Origin of the sequence: Actinomadura sp. BRA 177, assembly GCF_013372625.1 — a bacterium.
In the GTDB taxonomy this organism is placed as follows: domain Bacteria; phylum Actinomycetota; class Actinomycetes; order Streptosporangiales; family Streptosporangiaceae; genus Spirillospora.
The window spans coordinates 1-18085 of sequence record NZ_JABXFD010000371.1 but is presented as its reverse complement, the minus strand read 5'-3'; the positions used below and the strand labels follow the sequence as shown (position 1 = coordinate 18085).

Below are 18085 nucleotides of genomic sequence, written 5' to 3'. Positions count from 1 at the left end.
TCCCCCGTCCCCTCTCACCCCACCCTTCCTCTCCTCAATGTGGAGGCAGCCATGGCACGTGCCGCGGTCCTGCATGCGGTCGGCGACAAGGAACTCGACCTGCGCGACGACGTCACGACCGTCGATCCGGGTCCCGACCAGGTGAAGGTCAAGATCAAGGCGACCGGGGTCTGCCACTCCGACCTGTCGACCATGACCGGCGTCCTGCCGTCCGCGCTGCCCACGGTCATCGGGCACGAGGGCGCCGGCGTCGTCGCGGAGGTCGGCGACCGGGTGACCGGCGTGCGGCCGGGCGACCACGTCGTCGTCAACTGGACGCCCGACTGCGGCGAGTGCGCGGAGTGCCTGCGCGGCGAGCCGTACCTGTGCATGACCTATCTCGCGCAGTCGTTCACCGAGCCGGGCTTCAAGCTCGGCGACGGCAGCCCCGCGTTCGGCATGGCGGGCACCGGCACGTGGTCCGAGGAGATCGTGCTGCCCCGGCGCGGCGTCGTCAAGATCGCCGAGGACATCCCGTTCGAGTACGCGGCGCTGCTCGGCTGCGGCATCCCGACCGGCCTCGGCGCGGTGATGAACACGGCGAAGGTCACGCCGGGCTCCAAGGTCGCGGTCGTCGGCACGGGCGGCATCGGGCTGTCGGTGATCCAGGGCGCGCGGATCGCCGGCGCGTCCACGATCCTGGCGATCGACCCGAACGAGGCCAAGCACCCCATCGCCAAGCAGCTCGGCGCCACGCACACCGCCACGCTGGACAGCCTGGACGAGGCCAAGGGGCTGCTCACCGGCGGCGCGGGCTTCGACTACGTCTTCGAGGCCGTCGGCAAGTCGGCCGCGATCACCACGGCGTGGAACGCGACCCGGCGCGGCGGCGACGTCATCGTGGTCGGCGCGGGCGCCGCCGACGACAGCTGGAGCCAGACGGCGTTCGCGCTGCTGTTCGACGGCAAGAGCCTCAAGGCGTCCCTGTACGGCGGCTGCGACCTCAAGCGCGACATCCCGCTGTTCGTCGGCCTGTGGCGCGCAGGGAAGCTCGACATCGACGGCCTCATCACCCGCCGGATCGGGTTCGAGGACCTCAACGACGCCGTCCGCGCGCTCAACGACGGCGAAGTCATCCGCCAGGTCGTGCTCTTCGAGTAATCCGGCCGGTTGGCGCGGCCGGGGCCGTCCCGCCCGTATCATCCTTGGGTGATCCACGGTCTGGGGACGGTCCTGGCCGCGGCGTCGCTCGCCGCGCCCCTCGCCATCGCCTCCCCCGCGCATGCCGCCTCCCGCCCCGTCCGCATCCGCGACGTCCAGGGCGCGGCGCACGTCTCGCCGCTGAACGGCGCCAAGGTCTCCCAGGTCCCCGGCGTGGTGACGGCGGTGACCGTCAACGGGTTCTGGATGCAGGACCCGTATCCGGACAAGAGCGCCGCGACGTCCGAGGGCGTCTTCGTCTACACCGGGAGCCGGCCGGGCGCGGCCGCCGGCGACGCGGTCCGGGTCAACGGCAAGGTCGGCGAGTTCCGGCCGGGCGGCAGGTCGTCCGCCGGGCTGACCCGCACCGAGATCGACGCCACCGGGGTCTCCGTCACCGCGCACGGGCGGCCCCTGCCGCCGCCGGTCGTCCTCGGCGGACGGCACGGACGCCGCGCGCCCACGAGCGTCATCGACCGCGCGCACGGGAACGTCGAACGCGGCGGCACGTTCGATCCCCGCCGCGACGGCATCGACTTCTACGAGGCGCTCGAAGGCATGCGGATCAGGATCGACGACGCCGTGGCGGTCGGGCCGTCCCGCTACGGCGAGCTGCCCGTGCTGCCCGCGAACGGCGCCGGCGCCGGGGCGCGGACCAGGCGGGGCGGCATCCTGCTCCGCGACCTCGACCCGAACCCCGAGCGGATCGTCCTCGACGACGCGCTCGCGCCGCTGCCCGGCATGAACGTCGGCGACCGGCTGCCCGGCGCGAACCACGGCGTCCTCGACTACTCCTACGGCGCCTACAAGCTGCTGCTCACCGCGACCCCGAAGCGCGCCGCCGGCACGCTGGCCCGGGAGGCGACCCGCCCGCAGCGGCCCGGCGAGATGGCCGTCGCCACCGCCGCGCTGGACGGCCTGAGCCCCGACGCGCCGGCCGCCCGCTTCACCGCGCTCGCCGACGACATCGTGCGCGGCCTGCGCTCCCCCGACCTCATCGCGGTCACCGGCGTCGGCGACAACAGCGGCCCGGACGACGACGGCACCGTCGCCACCGACCAGACCGTCGCGCAGCTCGTCATCGCGATCAGCGCGGCGGGCGGCCCCGCCTACGACTGGCGGTCGGTGGACCCGCGCGACAACGCCGACGGCGGCAAGGACGGCACCAACGAGCGCGCCGGGTTCCTGTTCCGCACCGACCGGGGGCTCGCGTTCGTGGACCGTCCCGCCCCGGGCGAGCCGGTCCCGGACGAGCCGCCCGACCGGCCCGACCCGGCCGGCACCCCGGTGCGGGCCGTCCGGCGCGGCGGCACCGCCGGGCTGACGCTGAGCCCCGGCCGGATCGCGCCCGGCGCCGCCGCCTGGGCGGGCACGCACAAGCCGCTCGCCGGGGAGCTGACCTGGAAGGGCCGCCGCCTCATCGTCATCGCGAACCGCTGGTACCCGCGCACCGGCCAGGACCAGCCGCTGTTCGGCAGGCACCAGCCGCCGGCCCGGCCCACCGAGTGGCGCCGCGACGCGCAGGCCCGCGCGATGGCGGGCTTCGTGAACTCGGTCCGGAAGGTGGACGCCGACGCCGGCGTGATCGTCGCGGGCGAGCTCAACACCGGCGGAACGTCCGTGCCCGTGCAGACCCTCACGGCGACCGCCTGGCTCACCGACCTGCCCGCGTCGCTTCCCCCGGCCGACCGCTACACGGCGGTGACGTCCGGCAACTCCGAGGACCTCGACCACATTCTGCTCAGCCGGTCGCTGGGCAAGCGCAAGCACGAGATCGACATCGTGCACCGCAACGCGGAGTTCGCCGACCGGGCCGGCGAGCGCGACCCGACCGTGGTGCGCATCGACATGTCCGGGAAGTAGGCCGCTCCCCGAGTTTGGGAGAACCAAAAAGATCGTCACGGCACGTCCCGGAATGCCTCCGGTGTTTTCTCCCGGTATGGCCGGGCAGCGACGGATCGTCACGCCCCCCATCCGGAGGAGACGCCTTCCATGGCGACGCGATATAGACCGCACATCAGCCTGCTCACCCTCATATATCTGATCATCGGCGTGTTCATCGCCTGGGACCGCGGCTACATCGACGAGGGCCTCGTCGAGCGCATCATCAGCGCGCTGCTCGCCATCTTCCTCTGGGTCCTCGTCCTGCTCGGCGTCGACTTCCACATCAACTTCTGACCCCCGCGGACTCCGACCCCCACAGACAGGGCACGGGCCGTCTCCAGTCCCCGCCACGGGACGGCCCGTGTCCTCCACGACAGGTGCACATCGCGCCACGGCCATAGACCGCACAGCGCCGCGAAGGTTACGTTCCGCCCATGACGAAAAAAGACTGCAGTTGCGGACACGGCGGCGGATGCTCCTGCCCGAAGGGCTGCTCCTGCGGCTGCAACGGCTGACCCCCGGACCGCCCCCGTCTTCTAGGTCTTCGTGGGAAGCCAGTAGTAGAGGCGGGGGCCGGGGCGGGTCTCCAGGACGCCGCCGTGCTTCTCGATGATCTTGCGGGAGGCGGTGTTGTCCTCGTCGCAGGTGAGCAACGCCAGGTCGATGCCCAAGGCGTTCGCGATGGGAAGGGCCGTTCCGAGCATAGTCGTGGCGTGGCCGCGGCGGCGGGCCGACTTCCGGACGTCGTAGCCGATGTGGCCGCCCAGTTCCCGCAGCGCGGGAGTGAGCCTGTGCCGGATCGCGATCCTGCCGAAGTAGTCGGAGCCGTCCACCAGCCAGAGCGTCGTGTGCGGGACGAAGCCGTCCGGGAGGGGACCGTCCTCGTGGGCCTGCGCGCGCAGTAGCGCGGCGTATCCGGCGAAGACGTCCGGGTCCTCCCAGCGGCCTCCGTACTCGCGGAGCTCCCGCCCGATCATCGAGTTGTCGCCGGGCCCGCCGCGTCCCTCCGTGCGGAACTCCTCCATGGCCGCGACGAAGGAGCGGTGGACGGACGCGGTGGGCTCGACGAGTTCGGGCATGGTCTCCCTACTTGGGGACGGGGGCGCGCCAGAGGGTCGGGGCTCCGTTGTCGGTGCCCGTGGCCAGGACGGTGGCGCCCATGGCGGTCAGCGCGGTGAGGCGCTGGTCGCCGGGGCCGGTGAGCCCGCCGACGTCGAGGCGGCGCCAGGTCGTCCCGTCGGGGGACGTCAGGACGGCGCCGTCCTCGTTCGTGCTCGCGGTCGCGACGAAGCCCTGCGGGGTCGCCGTGACGGCCGTGGCGGTCAGGCCGGGGCCGAGGTTGCGCTGCGTCCACGTCGCCCCGGCGTCGGTGGAGACCAGCGCGACGGCGTTCGCGGCGATCGCCACGAGGGTGTCGCCGTGCGCGGCGACCTGGGTGAGCGGTGCGGTGAGGCCGGGCGGCAGCTTTGCGGCCGTCCACTTCGCGGCGTCGGGGGACGTCCAGATGGCGGGCGCCTTGTCGCGGGCGCCGACCGCGATGTACTCGCCCGCCGTCGCGGTCACGTCGGCCGGGGTGCCGTCGAGACCGGCGCGCTTCCAGGTCCGGAGGTCGGTGGAGGCCCAGGACGTGCGGGGGCCGACCGCGACGTAGCCGGACGGTCCCGTGGCGGCGGCCACCGGCGCCGGGCCGGCCGGGAACGCGGTCTTCTGCCAGGCCAGCCCGTCCTGCGAGGTCACCGCGAGCGGGCCGGGCGACGCGCCGGACGCGCGGCCCACGGCCAGCCAGCCGCCGTCGCCGTGCACGGCGTCCGACAGCCGTCCGGCGGTGCCGGGTACCTGGGCCCGCGTCCACTGCAGGCCGTCGGGGGCCGTCCAGATCGCGGCGCCGCCGTTGGTGCTGCCCACCGCGACCGAGAGGCCCTGCGCCGCGGCGAGCGACCGGACCGAGCGTTCGGTGTGGACGGCGCCCGGCACGGTGCGCAGGTCGACGCCGTGCAGGTAGGCGTCGTCGCCCTGCTGTCCGGAGACGGTGGGCTTGCCGCCGGTGGTGACCGTCAAGCCGCTGGACTGGACCGGCGCGGGGACGCTTCCGCCCGGCTGCCAGGTGCGGCCGTCGGCGCTGCGCAGGATGGCGTGGGTGCCCTTCGCGCCGCCCACGATGACGGCGAGGCCGGACGGGGTCGCGTCGAAACGCTCGATGCCGGATCCGCCGAACCGGCTCGCGACCTGCCACTTCAGGCCGTCCGGCGAGGTGAACAGGACACCGAACCGCTTGGTCTTGCGGTGCTTCTTGCGCCCGGTCGTCTGCTTGCCGTCGCGGACGGCCGCGAACCCGCCGGGACCGGCCGACAGGCCCTTCATGGGCCCGTAGGAGCCCTGCGCCTGCGGCGGCACCTTCACGCCGGTCCACGTCCGGCCGCCGTTGGCGGACTGCCAGAGGCCCTCGGTGCGTGTGGTCCGCGTGACCTTCTTGCGGCCCTTCTTCTTAGTGACCTTCTTCGGGTACGTGCCGTGGGCCGCGAGGATGTTCCCGGACGCCGCCACACGGTCGAAGTCGATGATCCTCTTGATGCTCTCGCCGCGCTGCCACGCCCGGCCGTCCGCCGAGCTCCAGGTGATGGCGTGGCCCTTCGAGGCGCCGACGGCGATGAAGCCCTGGCCGGTGCGGGCCATGTCGGTGACCTTGTCGGACGGTGTGAAGGCGGCGCCGAGGGGATGCCGCGTCCAGGTCTTGGCGTCCTTGCTCGTCCACGCGACGGTGGCGCCCGCGGGCGTCCGGCCGAGGGCCGCCCAGTGGCCGGACGAGCCGGAGACGAACTGCGGCGCCTCGCCGGGCGGGGGCGTCGAGCCGTCCGGTGTGCGGATCTCCGCGAGCTTCCAGGTGCTCCCCGCGTCGGCGGAGACGAGGAAGCGGGCCCGCTGCCGTCCCGGCGCGCCGTCGCCCTCGGTGCCGGCCGCGACGATCGTCCCGCCGGCGGAGGCGATGGTGGTGAGGTCCTGGACGAGGCCGTCCGTCGTGGCGGCCGGGTCGAGGGCGAACAGCTCGTCCGCCGCGATCGGGCCGCGGATGCCCGGCTCGGCCGGGGCGTCCGCGCGCTGCGCCACGACGATGATCGTCCCGGCGGCGACCACGACGAGCCCGGCGCCGACCGTCGCACGCGCGCGGAGCCGCCGCCACAGCGCCGGCCGCTGCACGGGCTTCGGTGCGGACTTCGGCGCGGGCTTCGGCGGACCCGCGACGAGGACGTCGCCGGGAACGGGCTTGGCGGGCTTCGGCTTCTTGGGCGCGGGCTTCGGCTTCTTGGCCGCCTTCGGCTTCGGCGCGGGCTTCGGCTCCTCCACCGGGCTCTCGGCCCGGACCGCGTTGCGGCTCTCCGCGCGCTCGCGGGGCGGGGCGCCGTGCCCCCAGGTCAGCCCGGCCGCCCGCCAGGCCTCGTAGGCGCGCTGCCAGGGCGACCGGGCGGCGGGCAGGTCGGCGACGTCGCCGGCGACGCCGAACGTCAGCCGCCGCCGGACCTCGCGGGAGCCCGCCGGTCCGTCCTCGGCCGTCCGCGGGGCCTCGTCCTGCTCCGGGGTCCTCGCCGTCACTCGCGCTCCTTCACGGTCCTGTCGGACCACCATCAAATCGCGCCATGGGGCGTCCTGTACCGACATCCGCATGAACGGCGGCCAATGGGGCCGCTGGAGCGTTCTATCACTTCAGAGCCGAGGTATCAGACCTTTCGCCCGGATCGTTCCCTTGTACGCATAACCCCGGACATGGACGACCGGCGCGCCGGCCGGCGGGTCCCCGTGCACCTCGGCGGAGACCCCCACACCGTCCGCTTCCACGCGGATACCCGGCGGTACGATGATCTCTACTTTCGACTTGTAGGCGAGCACCCGGAGGGTCGTGACCGGGCCGTCCAGCTCCGCCGAGCGGAGGTCGAGCGTCCCGGAGCCCTTGTAGACGACCGTCGTGAAGCGTTCGGGCAGCCGCCACCGTCCGGCCCGGGTCACCGAGCTCTTGTAGGCGACCTGGAACCGCCCCACGGGGCCGCTGCCGGGACGCACCGGGGCGGACCGGCCGCACGGGAGGTCGGCGGCCACGGCGCCCAGCTCGCCGTGGGTGCGCGCGGCGAGGACGAGGTCGATGCGCTCGTCCAGCTCGGGTTCGTCCAGCCGCCCTTCGGCGAAGGCGGTGTGCAGCCGGACGAGCATCTCGTCGCGGTCGCGGTCCGAGGCGCGCAGTGCGGGCGCGGGGTGCTGCTCGACGCTCATCGCATCTCTCCTTCGCGGCTGGTCGACCTCCGCAGCCTGCCCCCTCCAGCACCTGGAGGGTCAAGACGCGATACATCTTAACCCGTCGCCGTTCGGCTTTCGAGACATTCGGCCGCATCCCGACGCGCGATCATGCTTACCGGCCATTCGGACGTCCGTCCGCTAGGTTCGAAGCAGCCCGTAGATCGAGCGGTGAGGGGGGACGATCCATGGGCGGGACGCTCGGCCGCGCGCACGGCCCCTACACGCTGTACGACCTGGACGCGCTCCCCGAGGAGGGCCGCCGCTACGAGCTCGCCGACGGCTGGCTGAACGAGCTTCCGGGCGACCTGTGGCACGACCACGCCGCCGAGCAGCTGAAGACGGTCCTGAAGGAGGCGGCCCGCCAGGCCGACGCCGACGTCCACATCGCCGGCGCCCCGCAGGACGTGACGACGCCGTCCGGCATCCGCAAGCCCGACGTGTTCGCCGTGGCCCGCGACGTCGCCCGCGCGGCCCTGGAACGCCAGACCCGCACCTACTACGGCCCCGACCTCATCCTGGTCGCCGAGGTCGTCACGCCGCGCACGGTCAACGAGCAGATCGACCGCGTCCGCAAGGTCGACGAGTACGCCGCGACCGGCATCCCCCACTACTGGCTCATCGACCTGGAGCCGCGTCCCACCATCACCCTGCTCGAACTGAAGGACGACCGCTACGAGGTGACGGGCAGGGCACGCTCCGGCGAGACCCTCACCCTCGACCGCCCGTACCCGATCGCCTTCGACCCGGCCCGCCTCTCCGAAATGGACTAGCCCGTGCTGCTGCTCACGACGCTCGACGCCTGGGAGACCCTGGCCGGCCCTCGGTTCGTCCTGTCCGACGCGGGGGCCGCGTGGGCGCCGGAGGAGGCGGCGCTCGCCGTCGCCGACGACGTGTTCGCGGACGGCCAGGTCGTCGCCGTCACGCTGGACCCCGAGCCCGGCGCGGTACCCGGCCGCGGGACGATCGACAAGACGACCGCGGCCCGCGTCCGCTACCTGCGGCGCGGCCCGGACGGGCGGCACACGGCGCTGCTCGACCGGCCCGCCACCGCCGCGGCGCTCGACCTCCTGCCGCATCCGGAGGGCGGCTGGTACCGGGAGACGTGGCGGTCGGACGTGTCCTTCACGCCGGACGGCTACCCGGGCGAGCGGGCCAGCGCGACCGGCATCTACTTCTTGCTGCCACCCGGCGAGGAGTCGATGTGGCACGCCGTGCGGTCCGCCGAACTGTGGCTGTGGCACCGGGGCGGACCGCTGGCGCTGCTGCTCGGCGGCGACGACGAAGACCCGTCCGCGACCCCGGAGACGGTGCTGCTCGGCGACGGCCTGGCGGACGGGCAGGTCCCCCAGGCCGTCGTGCCGCCCGGCGTCTGGCAGGCCGCCCGTCCCGCCGGGGACGAGGAGGTCCTCGTCAGCTGCGTCGTCTCCCCCGGCTTCGACTTCGCCGACTTCCGCGCCCGGCCCTGAGGATGCGGTGCGCCGCCCGCGTGCGTGGCCTCACGGGAGCGGCGCACCGCAAGGTCAGTCGGCGGAGAAGGCGGCGTCGAAGGCGCCCTCGGGCGGTGTCATCGCGTTGAGGGCGCGGACGAACTCCAGGGCCTCCGGGGCGCCCTGGAGGCGGTCCATGCCGGCGTCCTCCCATTCGATGGAGATCGGGCCGTCGTAGCCGATCGAGTTCAGCGAGCGGAACACGTCCTCCCAGGGGACGTCGCCGCGGCCGGTGGAGATGAAGTCCCAGCCGCGCCGCATGTCCGCCCACGGCAGGTGGGACGAGAGGCGCCCGCGCCGGCCGTCGCCCGTGCGGACCTTCGTGTCCTTGCAGTCGACGTGGTAGATCCGGTCGCGGAAGTCGAACAGGAAGCCCACCGGGTCGAGTTCCTGCCACACGAAGTGGGACGGGTCGAAGTTCAGCCCGAACGCGGGACGGTGCCCGATCGCCTCCAGCGTGCGGACGGTCGTCCAGTAGTCGTAGGCGATCTCGCTCGGGTGCACCTCGTGCGCGAACCGGACGCCGACCTCGTCGAACACGTCCAGGATCGGGTTCCAGCGCTCGGCGAAGTCGGCGTAGCCGCGCTCCACCATCGCGTCGGGGGTCGGCGGGAACATCGCGACCGTGTGCCAGATCGAGGAGCCGGTGAACCCGACGACCGTGTCGACGCCGAGCTTGGCGGCGGCGCGCGCGGTGTCCTTGATCTCGGCGGCGGCGCGCTGCCGGACGCCCTCGGCCTCCCCGTCGCCCCAGATCCGCTCGGGCAGGATCGCCTGGTGCCGCTCGTCCGGGATGTCGCAGACGGCCTGGCCGACGAGGTGGTTGGAGATCGCCCACACCTTCAGGTCGTGCTTGGCGAGCGTCTCCAGCTTGCGCGGGATGTAGGAGTCGTCGGCGAGGGCCTTGTCGACCTCGAAGTGGTCACCCCAGCAGGCGATCTCCAGGCCCTCGTAGCCCCAGCCGGACGCGAGCCGGCAGACCTCCTCGAACGGCAGGTCCGCCCACTGGCCGGTGAACAGGGTGATCGGTCGTGCCATGTCAGTGACTCCCTTCGACGTCGACCCAGCGGCGGGCCGCCGCGCTGTCCGCGACCGCGGCGAGGACGCGCTGCACCTGCAGGCCGTCGGCGAACGACGGGCGCGGGTCGGCGCCGTCCGCGATGGCGGTGAGCAGGTCGGCCATCTGGTGGGTGAAGGTGTGCTCGTATCCGAGAATGTGGCCGGGCGGCCACCAGTGCCCCGCGTACGGGTGGACGGGCTCGGTGACGACGATGCGGCGGAACCCGCCGGTCTCGTCGTCCTCGTTCCGGTCGTAGAACCAGAGTTCGTTGAGTGCTTCGAGGTCGAACGACAGGGCGCCGGACGAGCCGCTGACCTCGATGCGCAGCGAGTTCTTGCGTCCCGTGGCGAACCGGGTGGCCTCGAAGGTGGCGAGCGCGCCGGCGTCGGTGCGTCCGATGAACAGGGCGGCGTCGTCCACGGTGACCTGGGCCGTGCCGCCGTCCGGCACCGGACGTTCCGGGACGAACGTGTCCAGCAGCGCCGACACCCCGACGAGCGACTGCCCGGTGATGAACTGCGCGGTGTCGATGATGTGCGCGCCGATGTCGCCGAGCGCCCCCGACCCGGCCCTGTCACGGTCCATCCGCCAGGTGAACGGCGCCTCCGGGTCGGCCAGCCAGTCCTGGAGGTACTGCGCCCGGATGTGCCGGACGGTCCCGATGCGCCCCTCGTCCACCAGCTTGCGGGCCAGCGTGACCGCCGGAACGCGCCGGTAGTTGAACCCGACCATCGACCGGACGCCGCGCTCCCGCGCCCGGTCAGCGGCGGCGGCCATCGCCTCCGCCTCCGCGACGGAGTTGGCGAGCGGCTTCTCGCACAGCACGTGCTTGCCCGCGTCCAGCGCGGCGACCGCGATCTCGGCGTGGCTGTCGCCCGGCGTGCAGATGTCGACGAGCTGGACGTCGTCGCGGCGGAGCAGCTCCTTCCAGTCGGTCTCCACCGCCGCCCAGCCGAGCGCCTTGGCGGCGGCGCCGGCGCGGTCGGCGGAACGCCCGGCCAGGACCGCCATGACGGGCGTCAGCGGCGGCCCGAAGAACGGCCCGACGCTGCGCCACGCATGGGAGTGGGCGCGTCCCATGAACGCGTGCCCGACCATCCCGACTCCGACGGTCGTCATGTTTCAGCTCACCTCTCTGTCTGGCCGGCGCGCCCGCCCCGCAAGAAGACGGGCGCGCCGACGCCCCCGTCGCTCAGGATTCGAAGCCGAGCGGCATGTACTTGTCGACGTTCTCCTTGGTGACCGTCTCCGAGGCCAGCGTGATCGACTGCGGCACCTGCAGCTCCACCAGGTCCGTCATGCCCTTGCCCTGCGCGATCAGCCGGCCCAGCTTGATCGCGGACGCGGCCATCGTCGGCGGGTAGGTGACGGTCGCCTCCAGCACGCCGCTCCCCGACTTGATCTCCCGCATGGCGTTGGCGGACCCGGCGCCGCCGACCATGAAGAACTCCTTCCGGCCGGACTGCTTGATCGCGGCGAGCACGCCGACGCCCTGGTCGTCGTCGTGGTTCCACATCGCGTCGATCTTCTTGTGCGCCTGCAGCAGGTTGGTCGCGACCTGGTTGCCGGACTCGACGGTGAACTTCGCGTCCTGCTTGGCGGTGACGGAGAAGCCGTAGGACTTCAGCGCGTCCGCGAAGCCCTTGCTGCGGTCCTGCGTCAGCGGCAGCGTCGCGATGCCCTGGATCTCCACGATCACCGGGTCGGAGACGCCCTTGTCCTTCAGCTTCTTGCCGATGTAGTGGCCGGCGGAGACGCCCATGCCGTAGTTGTCGCCGCCGACCCACGTCCGGTACGACAGTTTGTCCGGGAACACGCGGTCGAGGTTGACGACCGGGATGCCGGCGTCCATCGCCTTGCGGGCGACCTGGTTCAGCTGCTCGCCGTCGTTCGGCAGGATCACCAGCACGTTGACCTTCGCCCGGATCAGCGACTCGACGGCGGAGATCTGCTGGTTGATGTCGTTGGTCGGCTCGACCGGCTTGAACGTGACGTCCTGGTACTTCTTGGCCTGCGCCTCGGCGTTCTTGGCGATCGCCGCGATCCAGCCGTGGTCGGCGGCCGGCGCGGAGAACCCGAGGGTGACCTGCATGCCGGGCTTGTCGTTGTCGCCGGCGAGCGACCCGGCCTGCGCGGCGGGCGCGGCGTCGTCCTCGCTGTTGCTGGTGCAGGCGGCGGCGAGCGTGCCGGCGGCGACGACGGCGCCGCCGAACAGGACGCCTCTGCGGCTGGGACGAGGGCTCTGATCACGCATGACGTGCTCCTGATGAAGGGATGGGTCGTCCCCCGCCGCGCACCTCCCCGGGGGTGCGCGGCGCTGGACGTGGGGCGAGGGGGTGAGGTCAGGTGGGCGCGCGGAGCCCGCGGCGCTGCAGCAGCACGGCGATCCCGATGATCGCGCCCTTGGCGATGAGCTGGTCGCTGGTCTGCAGGCCGTTCAGGATGAACAGGTTGGTGATGACGGTGAAGATCAGCACGCCGAGGATCGACCCGACGACCGTGCCGCGCCCGCCGGTGAGCAGCGTCCCGCCGATGATGACGGCGGCGATCGCGTCGAGCTCGTACAGGTCTCCGTGGGTGCTGGAGCCGGTGGTGGTGCGCGCCATGATGATGAGCGCCGCGATGCCGCAGCAGAAGCCGGACAGCGCGTACAGCAGCAGGGTGTGCCGGCGGACGTCGATGCCGGCGAGCCGCGCCGCCTCCGGGTTGCCGCCGACCGCGAACGTCCGGCGGCCGAACGTGGTGCGGTTGAGCAGCAGCCATCCGGCGACCGCGACGGCCGCGAAGATGTACACGACCAGCGGGATCCCGAGCACCTTCGTGGTGGACAGCGAGACGATGGCGTCGTTCTCCGGGCGGACGAGCTGGGTCTTGCGGTCCGACATCCGCTGCGCGAGGCCGCGCGCGGCGACGAGCATCGCGAGGGTCGCGATGAACGGGACCATCCGCCCGTAGGAGATCAGCAGCCCGGTCACGACGCCCGTGCCGGTCCCGACGAGGATCGCGCACAGCGCCATCACGCCCGGTCCGTAGGACTGCGTCGCGACCGTCGTCGCCCACACCGAGGCGAGCGCCATCACCGACCCGACGGACAGGTCGATCCCGCCGCCGATGATCACGAAGGTCTGGCCGACGGTGATCACGCCGATGGTGGCGGCGAGCGCGAGGATGCCGACCACGTTGCCGGACGTCGCGAAGTTGTCCGGCTGCGTCACCAGGCCGACGATCGCGAGCAGCACCAGCGCCGCGACCAGCCCGAGATGGTGGACCTCGCGGCCGCCCGCCCCGCCGCTCCGCGCGAACGGCCGCCACGACCCGCCGCCCGGTTTCTTCGCCAGCGGGCCGAGCACCCCCGCAGAGGGACGCGTGTCGGTCACAGGGCACTCCCTTCCATGATCATGTTGAGCACGGTGGCCTCGTCGAGGGCGCGGGCGTCGCCGGTGTGCACGACGCGCCCCTCCCGGACGACGAGGACCCGGTCGGCGAGCCCCAGCACCTCGGGGACCTCGCTCGACACCAGCAGCACCCCGATCCCGCGGCCGGCCAGCTCGCGGATCACCGCGTACAGCTCGGCGCGGGCGCCGACGTCCACGCCGCGGGTCGGCTCGTCCAGGATCAGCAGCCGCAGCGCGGCCGAGTCGAGCAGCCACCGGGCGAGGACGACCTTCTGCTGGTTGCCGCCCGACAGCGTCACGACGGGGCGCCGCGGGTCGGGCGGCCGGATGTCGAGCGCCTCGATCTGGCGGCGCACGTCCGCCAGCTCGCGCCGCCGGTCGAGCCAGCCGAACCGCGCGTACCGGGACAGCCCGGCGACGCTGACGTTCCCGGCGACGGTCTCGTTCATCAGCAGCGCCTGGCTCTTGCGCTCCTCCGGCGCCATGCCCATGCCGCGCCGCACCGCCGCACCGGTGTCGCCGGGACGGACGGGGCGGCCGTCCACGAGCACCCGCCCGCCGGACGGGCGCCGCGCGCCGTAGATCGTCTCCAGGATCTCCGAGCGCCCCGACCCGACGAGGCCGGCCAGCCCGACGATCTCGCCCGCGTGGACGGTCAATGACACGTCCTCGAACGCGCCGGGCAGCGTCAGCTTCTCGACCCGCAGCACCTCGGCCCGGTCGTCGCCCGCCTCGGGCCGCTCGGGGAACACGTACTCCACGTTGCGCCCGGTCATCAGCGACACGATCCGGTCGGTGGAGCTGGTCTTCGCCGGCAGGCCGCCCGCGACCGCCCGGCCGTCCTTGAGGACGGTCACCCGGTCGCCGATCTCGCGGATCTCCTCCAGCCGGTGCGAGATGTAGACGACCGCGACGCCGGCGGCGGTCAGCTCGCGGATGATGCGGAACAGGTTGCCGACCTCGTCGTGCGCGAGCGCGGCGGACGGCTCGTCCATCACGATCAGCCGGGCGTCGTGCGACAGGGCGCGGGCCATGCTGACGACCTGCTTGCCCGCCGCCGGCAGCCGCCCGACCTCGCGGCGCGGCGGGATCTCGCCGTGCCCGAGCCGCCCGAGCAGCTCGCGCGCCGCCCCTTCGGCCTCGCCCCGCCGCATGAACCCGAGCCGCGCCTTCTCGTGCCCGAGGAAGATGTTCTCGGCGACCGACAGGCCGTCCACGAGGTCGAGTTCCTGGTAGATGGTGGCGATGCCGGCCCGCATCGCGGCGGTCGGCCCGGCGAGCCGCACCGGTTCCCCGGCGAAGACGATCTCGCCCTCGTCCGGCTGGTGCGCGCCGGCGAGCACCTTGATGAGCGTGGACTTGCCGGCGCCGTTCTGCCCGAGCAGGCAGTGCACCTCGCCCGGACGGACGTCGAGGTCGACGCCGTCCAGCGCGCGGACGCCGGGGAACTGCTTGACGATGCCGCGCATCAGCAGCAGGGGTTCCATCGGGGCCTCCTCAGGACGCGGAGAAGACGTGGTCGCTGATGAGCCGGGCGCCGCCGACCACACCGGCCGCGCCGGCGAGTTCGGACAGCACGATCGGCAGGTTGCCGGTCGCGAGCGGCGCGGACCGGCGGTAGACGACGCTGCGGATCTCGGCGAGCAGCGCGTGCCCGAGCCCCGCGACGCCGCCCGCGATGATGACGAGCCCCGGGTTGAAGAAGCTGACCAGCCCGGCGAGCACCTGCCCGACATGCCGGCCGCCCTCCCGGATGATGCGCACGGCGGCCGGGTCGCCCGCAGCCGCCGCCTCGCCGACGTGCTCGGCGGACAGCGCCCCGTGCATCTCCAGCAGCGCCGCGAGTGCGGGCGACTCCCCCGACCGCGCCGCCGCCTCCGCGTCCCGCGCGAGGGCGGCGCCGCCGAAGAACGCCTCCAGGCACCCCGCGTTGCCGCAGGCGCAGATCGGCCCGTCGTCATCGACCCTGATGTGGCCGATGTCGCCCGCGCTGCCGGACACGCCCCGGTAGATGGCCCCGTCGACCACGATCCCGCAGCCGATGCCGGTGCCGATCTTGACGAGCAGGAAGTCGTCCACCGACCGCGCGAGCCCCGCGTGCAGCTCGCCGAGCGCCATCAGGTTCACGTCGTTGTCGACCAGCACCGGGCAGCCCAGCTCCTGGCCGATCGCGTCCCGCACCGGGAACCGGTCCCAGCCCGGCATGATCGGCGGGACGACCGGCATGCCGTCCCGGAAGCTGACCGGGCCCGGCACCCCGATGCCCGTACCGTGCACCTGCGGGATGAGGCCCTCGTCGCGCAGCTTGCCGAGCAGGTCCAGCGCCCGCTCCAGCACGACCGTCGCGCCCTGCCGGACGTCGCACTGGTCGCTCACGTGGCCGAGCACCTCCAGGCCGCCGTCGGTCACCGCGACGTCGATCGAGGTGGCGCCGATGTCGAACGCGACGAACCGCAGGCTCGGCGACAGCCGGACGATCCCGGACCGCCGGCCGCCCCGCGACGCCGCGAGCCCGGCCCCCTCGACGAGTCCCAGCTCGACGAGCCGGTCCAGCTCCACCGCGAGCTTCGAGCGCGACAGCTTGACGACGTCCCCCAGCTCGGCCCGCGACCGCGGCCCCTCGTCCCGCAGCAGCCGCAGCAGTCGTGCCTGGTGCACGTTCTGCGGACGAGCCGACATGCGCATCACGCCGTCCTCTCGGGATCCCCGGGGCCGTGTGACCCCGCTCTCATGCCCGAGACCGTAACCCGCTTTCGCCGCGTTGAGAAGACCTTTTCCCTAGATCATCCAAACTTTCTCCACTCAGAGGACAAAGCTACGAACAAGCAACGGCCCGTGCCCGCCGCGCTGAGCGCGGCGGGCACGGGCCGTTGGTAGAACACTTCCTCCACGGCGGGAGGTCTCAACGCATCCGCCGGGGGACGGGCCGACGCGCGGATGGGTCAGTAGCTGACCGGCTGGCGGCCGCTCATCGTTCGCATGATGTGTTCGACCAGGGTGATCAGGACTCGCTTGGCGTCCTCGCGGTCGCGGACGTCGCAGTCGATGACGGGGACGTCGGCGGGGAGGTCGAGGGCGTCGCGGACCTGCTGGTGGGAGTGGTGGCCGGCGCCGTCGAACTGGTTGACGCCGATGATGAACGGGACGCCGCGCCGTTCGAAGTAGTCGACCGAGGCGAAGCAGTCGGCCAGTCGGCGGGTGTCGACCAGGACGACGGCGCCGAGGGCGCCCTTGGCCAGCTCGTCCCACATGAACCAGAAGCGGTCCTGGCCGGGGGTGCCGAAGACGAACAGGACGAGGCCGTTCGGCAGCGTGATGCGGCCGAAGTCCATCGCGACGGTCGTCGTCGTCTTGTTCGCGACGGCGGTGGTGTCGTCGATCCCGATGCTCTTCTCGGTCAGTGCCTCCTCGGTGCGCAGCGGACGGATCTCGCTGACCGCGCTCACCAGGGTGGTCTTTCCGACGCCGAAACCACCGGCCACGAGGATCTTCACCGTCAGCGCGGAGTCGCCCTGCTGGGCGCCCGCGTCAGAGCGCACGGATTCCATCGATCACTTCCTTGAGTACGCGCTCGCTGGGGAACTGCGCCACCGGCGCCGGGCGCCGGACCTGTATCAGCGAGTGGTCGAGCAGATCACCGAGCAGGACACGGACCACCCCGAGGGGGAGTTCCAGATCCGACGCTATCTCGGCGACCGACAACGGGGTGCGGCAAAGCTCCAGGATCATGTCATGTTCCGGCTCCGGCGCCCACGGCGTCGCGGGAAGTGCCTCCTCAGCGGGCTCCGGCGGGTCCGCGACGGCGATCAGCGCGACGAGGTCGAAGTCGTCGCCGTCGTAGTGCGTCCGGCCCCCGGTGAGCGCGTACGGGCGGACCACCGGTCCCGCGGCGTCGTCGTACCAGGCCGTGCCGCCCATGTCACCGCCCGCCGGGTTCAGCCGCGGCCGTCCGCGGGTCCGCGGACAGGTGCTGCCCGACCCGGGTGACCAGCATCGCCATCTCGTAGGCGATGATCCCGAGGTCGGCGTCGGCGGCGGCCAGCACCGCCAGGCACGCGCCGCGCCCGGCGGCGGTCACGAACAGGAACGACGACTCCATCTCCACGATGGTCTGCCGGACGGGTCCGCCGCCGAACGACTCCCCGGCCCCGCGCGCGAGGCTCTGGAAGCTGGCGGCCACCGCGGCCATGTGGTCGGACTCCTCGGGGGCCAGCCCGCTGGACGCGGCGATCTTCAGCCCGTCGCTGGACAGCACCACCGCGTTGCGCACCGGGGCGACCCGCTGGACGAGGCTGTCCAGCAGCCAGTTCAGGTCACCTCCGGCTCCGCCCGGAACCTCCGCGCCGGAGTGCTGGGCATGTGTCATCGGGTGTCGTCCTCCTGGTCGCCTGGATTGCGCGCGGCCTCGTCGGCGGCCGCGTCCTGCCTGCCACGCTGCCAGCCGGCCTGCATGGCGGAAAGCATCGATCGCATCGTCTCGGCCGAGCGGGCCTCGTCGTCGTCCGCGGGCGCGGTCCCGCCGCCGGGCGGCGGGTGCTCGTCCATGGGGACGGGCGCGGCGAGCGGCATCCCGGCCGGTTCGGGCGCGGGTTCCGCCGGCGGCTCCGGGGGCGGGGCCGGCGGCTCCTGGCCCTGGGCGGCGAGGTGCGCGTCCACCCGTTCCCTGAGCTGGGGCGCCAGGTGGGTCTGGCGCCTGCGCTTGGGCAGCTCGCCCTCCTCCGGGGGTTCGGCGGGAGCGGCCGGCGGTGCGGCCGGCGGCGCGGGCTGCGGTGCGGGCTGCGGCGGCGGTGCGGCGG

At 73.0% G+C, this 18085-nt stretch carries 17 protein-coding genes and 1 pseudogene; 5 read left to right on the top strand and 13 right to left on the bottom strand.

Annotated elements, in window-relative coordinates:
- Nucleotides 1–51: 51 nt before the first annotated feature.
- From HUX53_RS21355 to HUX53_RS21345, 3 genes are all read left to right on the top strand, one after another.
- Nucleotides 52–1140 (top strand): alcohol dehydrogenase catalytic domain-containing protein, encoded by a 1089-nt coding sequence (locus HUX53_RS21355; RefSeq protein WP_176404992.1) that lies wholly within the window; start codon nucleotides 52–54, stop codon nucleotides 1138–1140.
- 48 nt (nucleotides 1141–1188) lie between these two features.
- A complete protein-coding gene (locus HUX53_RS21350; protein ID WP_309237352.1) occupies nucleotides 1189–3042 on the top strand; it encodes an endonuclease/exonuclease/phosphatase in 1854 nt (617 codons plus the stop codon).
- A gap of 129 nt (nucleotides 3043–3171) precedes the next feature.
- Nucleotides 3172–3357, top strand: a complete 186-nt coding sequence (locus HUX53_RS21345) for a hypothetical protein (RefSeq protein ID WP_176404991.1) — start codon at nucleotides 3172–3174, stop codon at nucleotides 3355–3357.
- A 242-nt stretch (nucleotides 3358–3599) separates the two neighbouring features.
- Here the strand turns inward: HUX53_RS21345 and HUX53_RS21340 are convergent, their stop codons facing one another.
- The 3 genes from HUX53_RS21340 to HUX53_RS21330 all read right to left on the bottom strand — a co-directional run bounded on the left by HUX53_RS21340 (nucleotide 3600) and on the right by HUX53_RS21330 (nucleotide 7323).
- A complete protein-coding gene (locus HUX53_RS21340; RefSeq protein ID WP_176404990.1) occupies nucleotides 3600–4142 on the bottom strand; it encodes a GNAT family N-acetyltransferase in 543 nt (180 codons plus the stop codon).
- Nucleotides 4143–4149: 7 nt separating this feature from the next.
- Entirely contained in the window at nucleotides 4150–6651 is a 2502-nt protein-coding gene (locus tag HUX53_RS21335; RefSeq protein ID WP_176404989.1) for a sialidase family protein, read from the bottom strand.
- A 111-nt stretch (nucleotides 6652–6762) separates the two neighbouring features.
- Nucleotides 6763–7323, bottom strand: a complete 561-nt coding sequence (locus HUX53_RS21330; protein WP_176404988.1) for a DUF1707 domain-containing protein — start codon at nucleotides 7321–7323, stop codon at nucleotides 6763–6765.
- Between the two features lie 209 nt (nucleotides 7324–7532).
- Between HUX53_RS21330 and HUX53_RS21325 the strand changes: the two genes are divergently transcribed.
- Entirely contained in the window at nucleotides 7533–8117 is a 585-nt protein-coding gene (locus tag HUX53_RS21325) for a Uma2 family endonuclease (protein WP_176404987.1), read from the top strand.
- 3 nt (nucleotides 8118–8120) lie between these two features.
- Nucleotides 8121–8813, top strand: coding sequence for a cupin domain-containing protein (locus tag HUX53_RS21320; protein WP_309237351.1), 693 nt, complete (start codon nucleotides 8121–8123; stop codon nucleotides 8811–8813).
- A gap of 54 nt (nucleotides 8814–8867) precedes the next feature.
- Here HUX53_RS21320 and HUX53_RS21315 read toward each other — a convergent pair whose 3' ends face one another.
- The 10 genes and pseudogenes from HUX53_RS21315 to HUX53_RS21270 all read right to left on the bottom strand — a co-directional run.
- Nucleotides 8868–9872 carry a sugar phosphate isomerase/epimerase gene (locus HUX53_RS21315; protein WP_176404986.1) on the bottom strand — a complete coding sequence of 335 codons (1005 nt, stop codon included), beginning with the start codon at nucleotides 9870–9872 and terminating at the stop codon, nucleotides 8868–8870.
- A gap of 1 nt (nucleotide 9873) precedes the next feature.
- Nucleotides 9874–11013 (bottom strand): Gfo/Idh/MocA family protein, encoded by a 1140-nt coding sequence (locus HUX53_RS21310; RefSeq protein WP_176404985.1) that lies wholly within the window; start codon nucleotides 11011–11013, stop codon nucleotides 9874–9876.
- A 73-nt stretch (nucleotides 11014–11086) separates the two neighbouring features.
- On the bottom strand, nucleotides 11087–12148 hold the full coding sequence (locus HUX53_RS21305) for an ABC transporter substrate-binding protein (RefSeq protein ID WP_176404984.1): 1062 nt from the start codon (nucleotides 12146–12148) through the stop codon (nucleotides 11087–11089).
- Nucleotides 12149–12236: 88 nt separating this feature from the next.
- Entirely contained in the window at nucleotides 12237–13271 is a 1035-nt protein-coding gene (locus HUX53_RS21300; protein ID WP_309237350.1) for an ABC transporter permease, read from the bottom strand.
- The gene (locus HUX53_RS21295; RefSeq protein ID WP_176404983.1) at nucleotides 13268–14776 is read right to left on the bottom strand and encodes a sugar ABC transporter ATP-binding protein; all 1509 of its coding nucleotides are present in this window, start codon (nucleotides 14774–14776) and stop codon (nucleotides 13268–13270) included. Before HUX53_RS21295 ends, HUX53_RS21300 begins: the two co-directional genes overlap by 4 nt.
- 10 nt (nucleotides 14777–14786) lie before the next feature.
- Nucleotides 14787–15968, bottom strand: a complete 1182-nt coding sequence (locus HUX53_RS21290) for an ROK family transcriptional regulator (protein ID WP_176404982.1) — start codon at nucleotides 15966–15968, stop codon at nucleotides 14787–14789.
- 263 nt (nucleotides 15969–16231) lie between these two features.
- Nucleotides 16232–16837 (bottom strand): ATP/GTP-binding protein, encoded by a 606-nt coding sequence (locus HUX53_RS21285; protein ID WP_176404981.1) that lies wholly within the window; start codon nucleotides 16835–16837, stop codon nucleotides 16232–16234.
- Nucleotides 16818–17207: a DUF742 domain-containing protein gene (locus HUX53_RS21280; protein ID WP_176404980.1), complete on the bottom strand. Its 390-nt coding sequence runs from the start codon at nucleotides 17205–17207 to the stop codon at nucleotides 16818–16820. The genes HUX53_RS21285 and HUX53_RS21280 overlap by 20 nt, the downstream gene beginning before the upstream one ends.
- 1 nt (nucleotide 17208) lies before the next feature.
- Entirely contained in the window at nucleotides 17209–17655 is a 447-nt protein-coding gene (locus HUX53_RS21275) for a roadblock/LC7 domain-containing protein (protein WP_176404979.1), read from the bottom strand.
- Nucleotides 17652–18085: pseudogene (locus HUX53_RS21270) on the bottom strand (hypothetical protein); the annotation flags it as partial. The gene HUX53_RS21275 and the pseudogene HUX53_RS21270, both read right to left, overlap by 4 nt.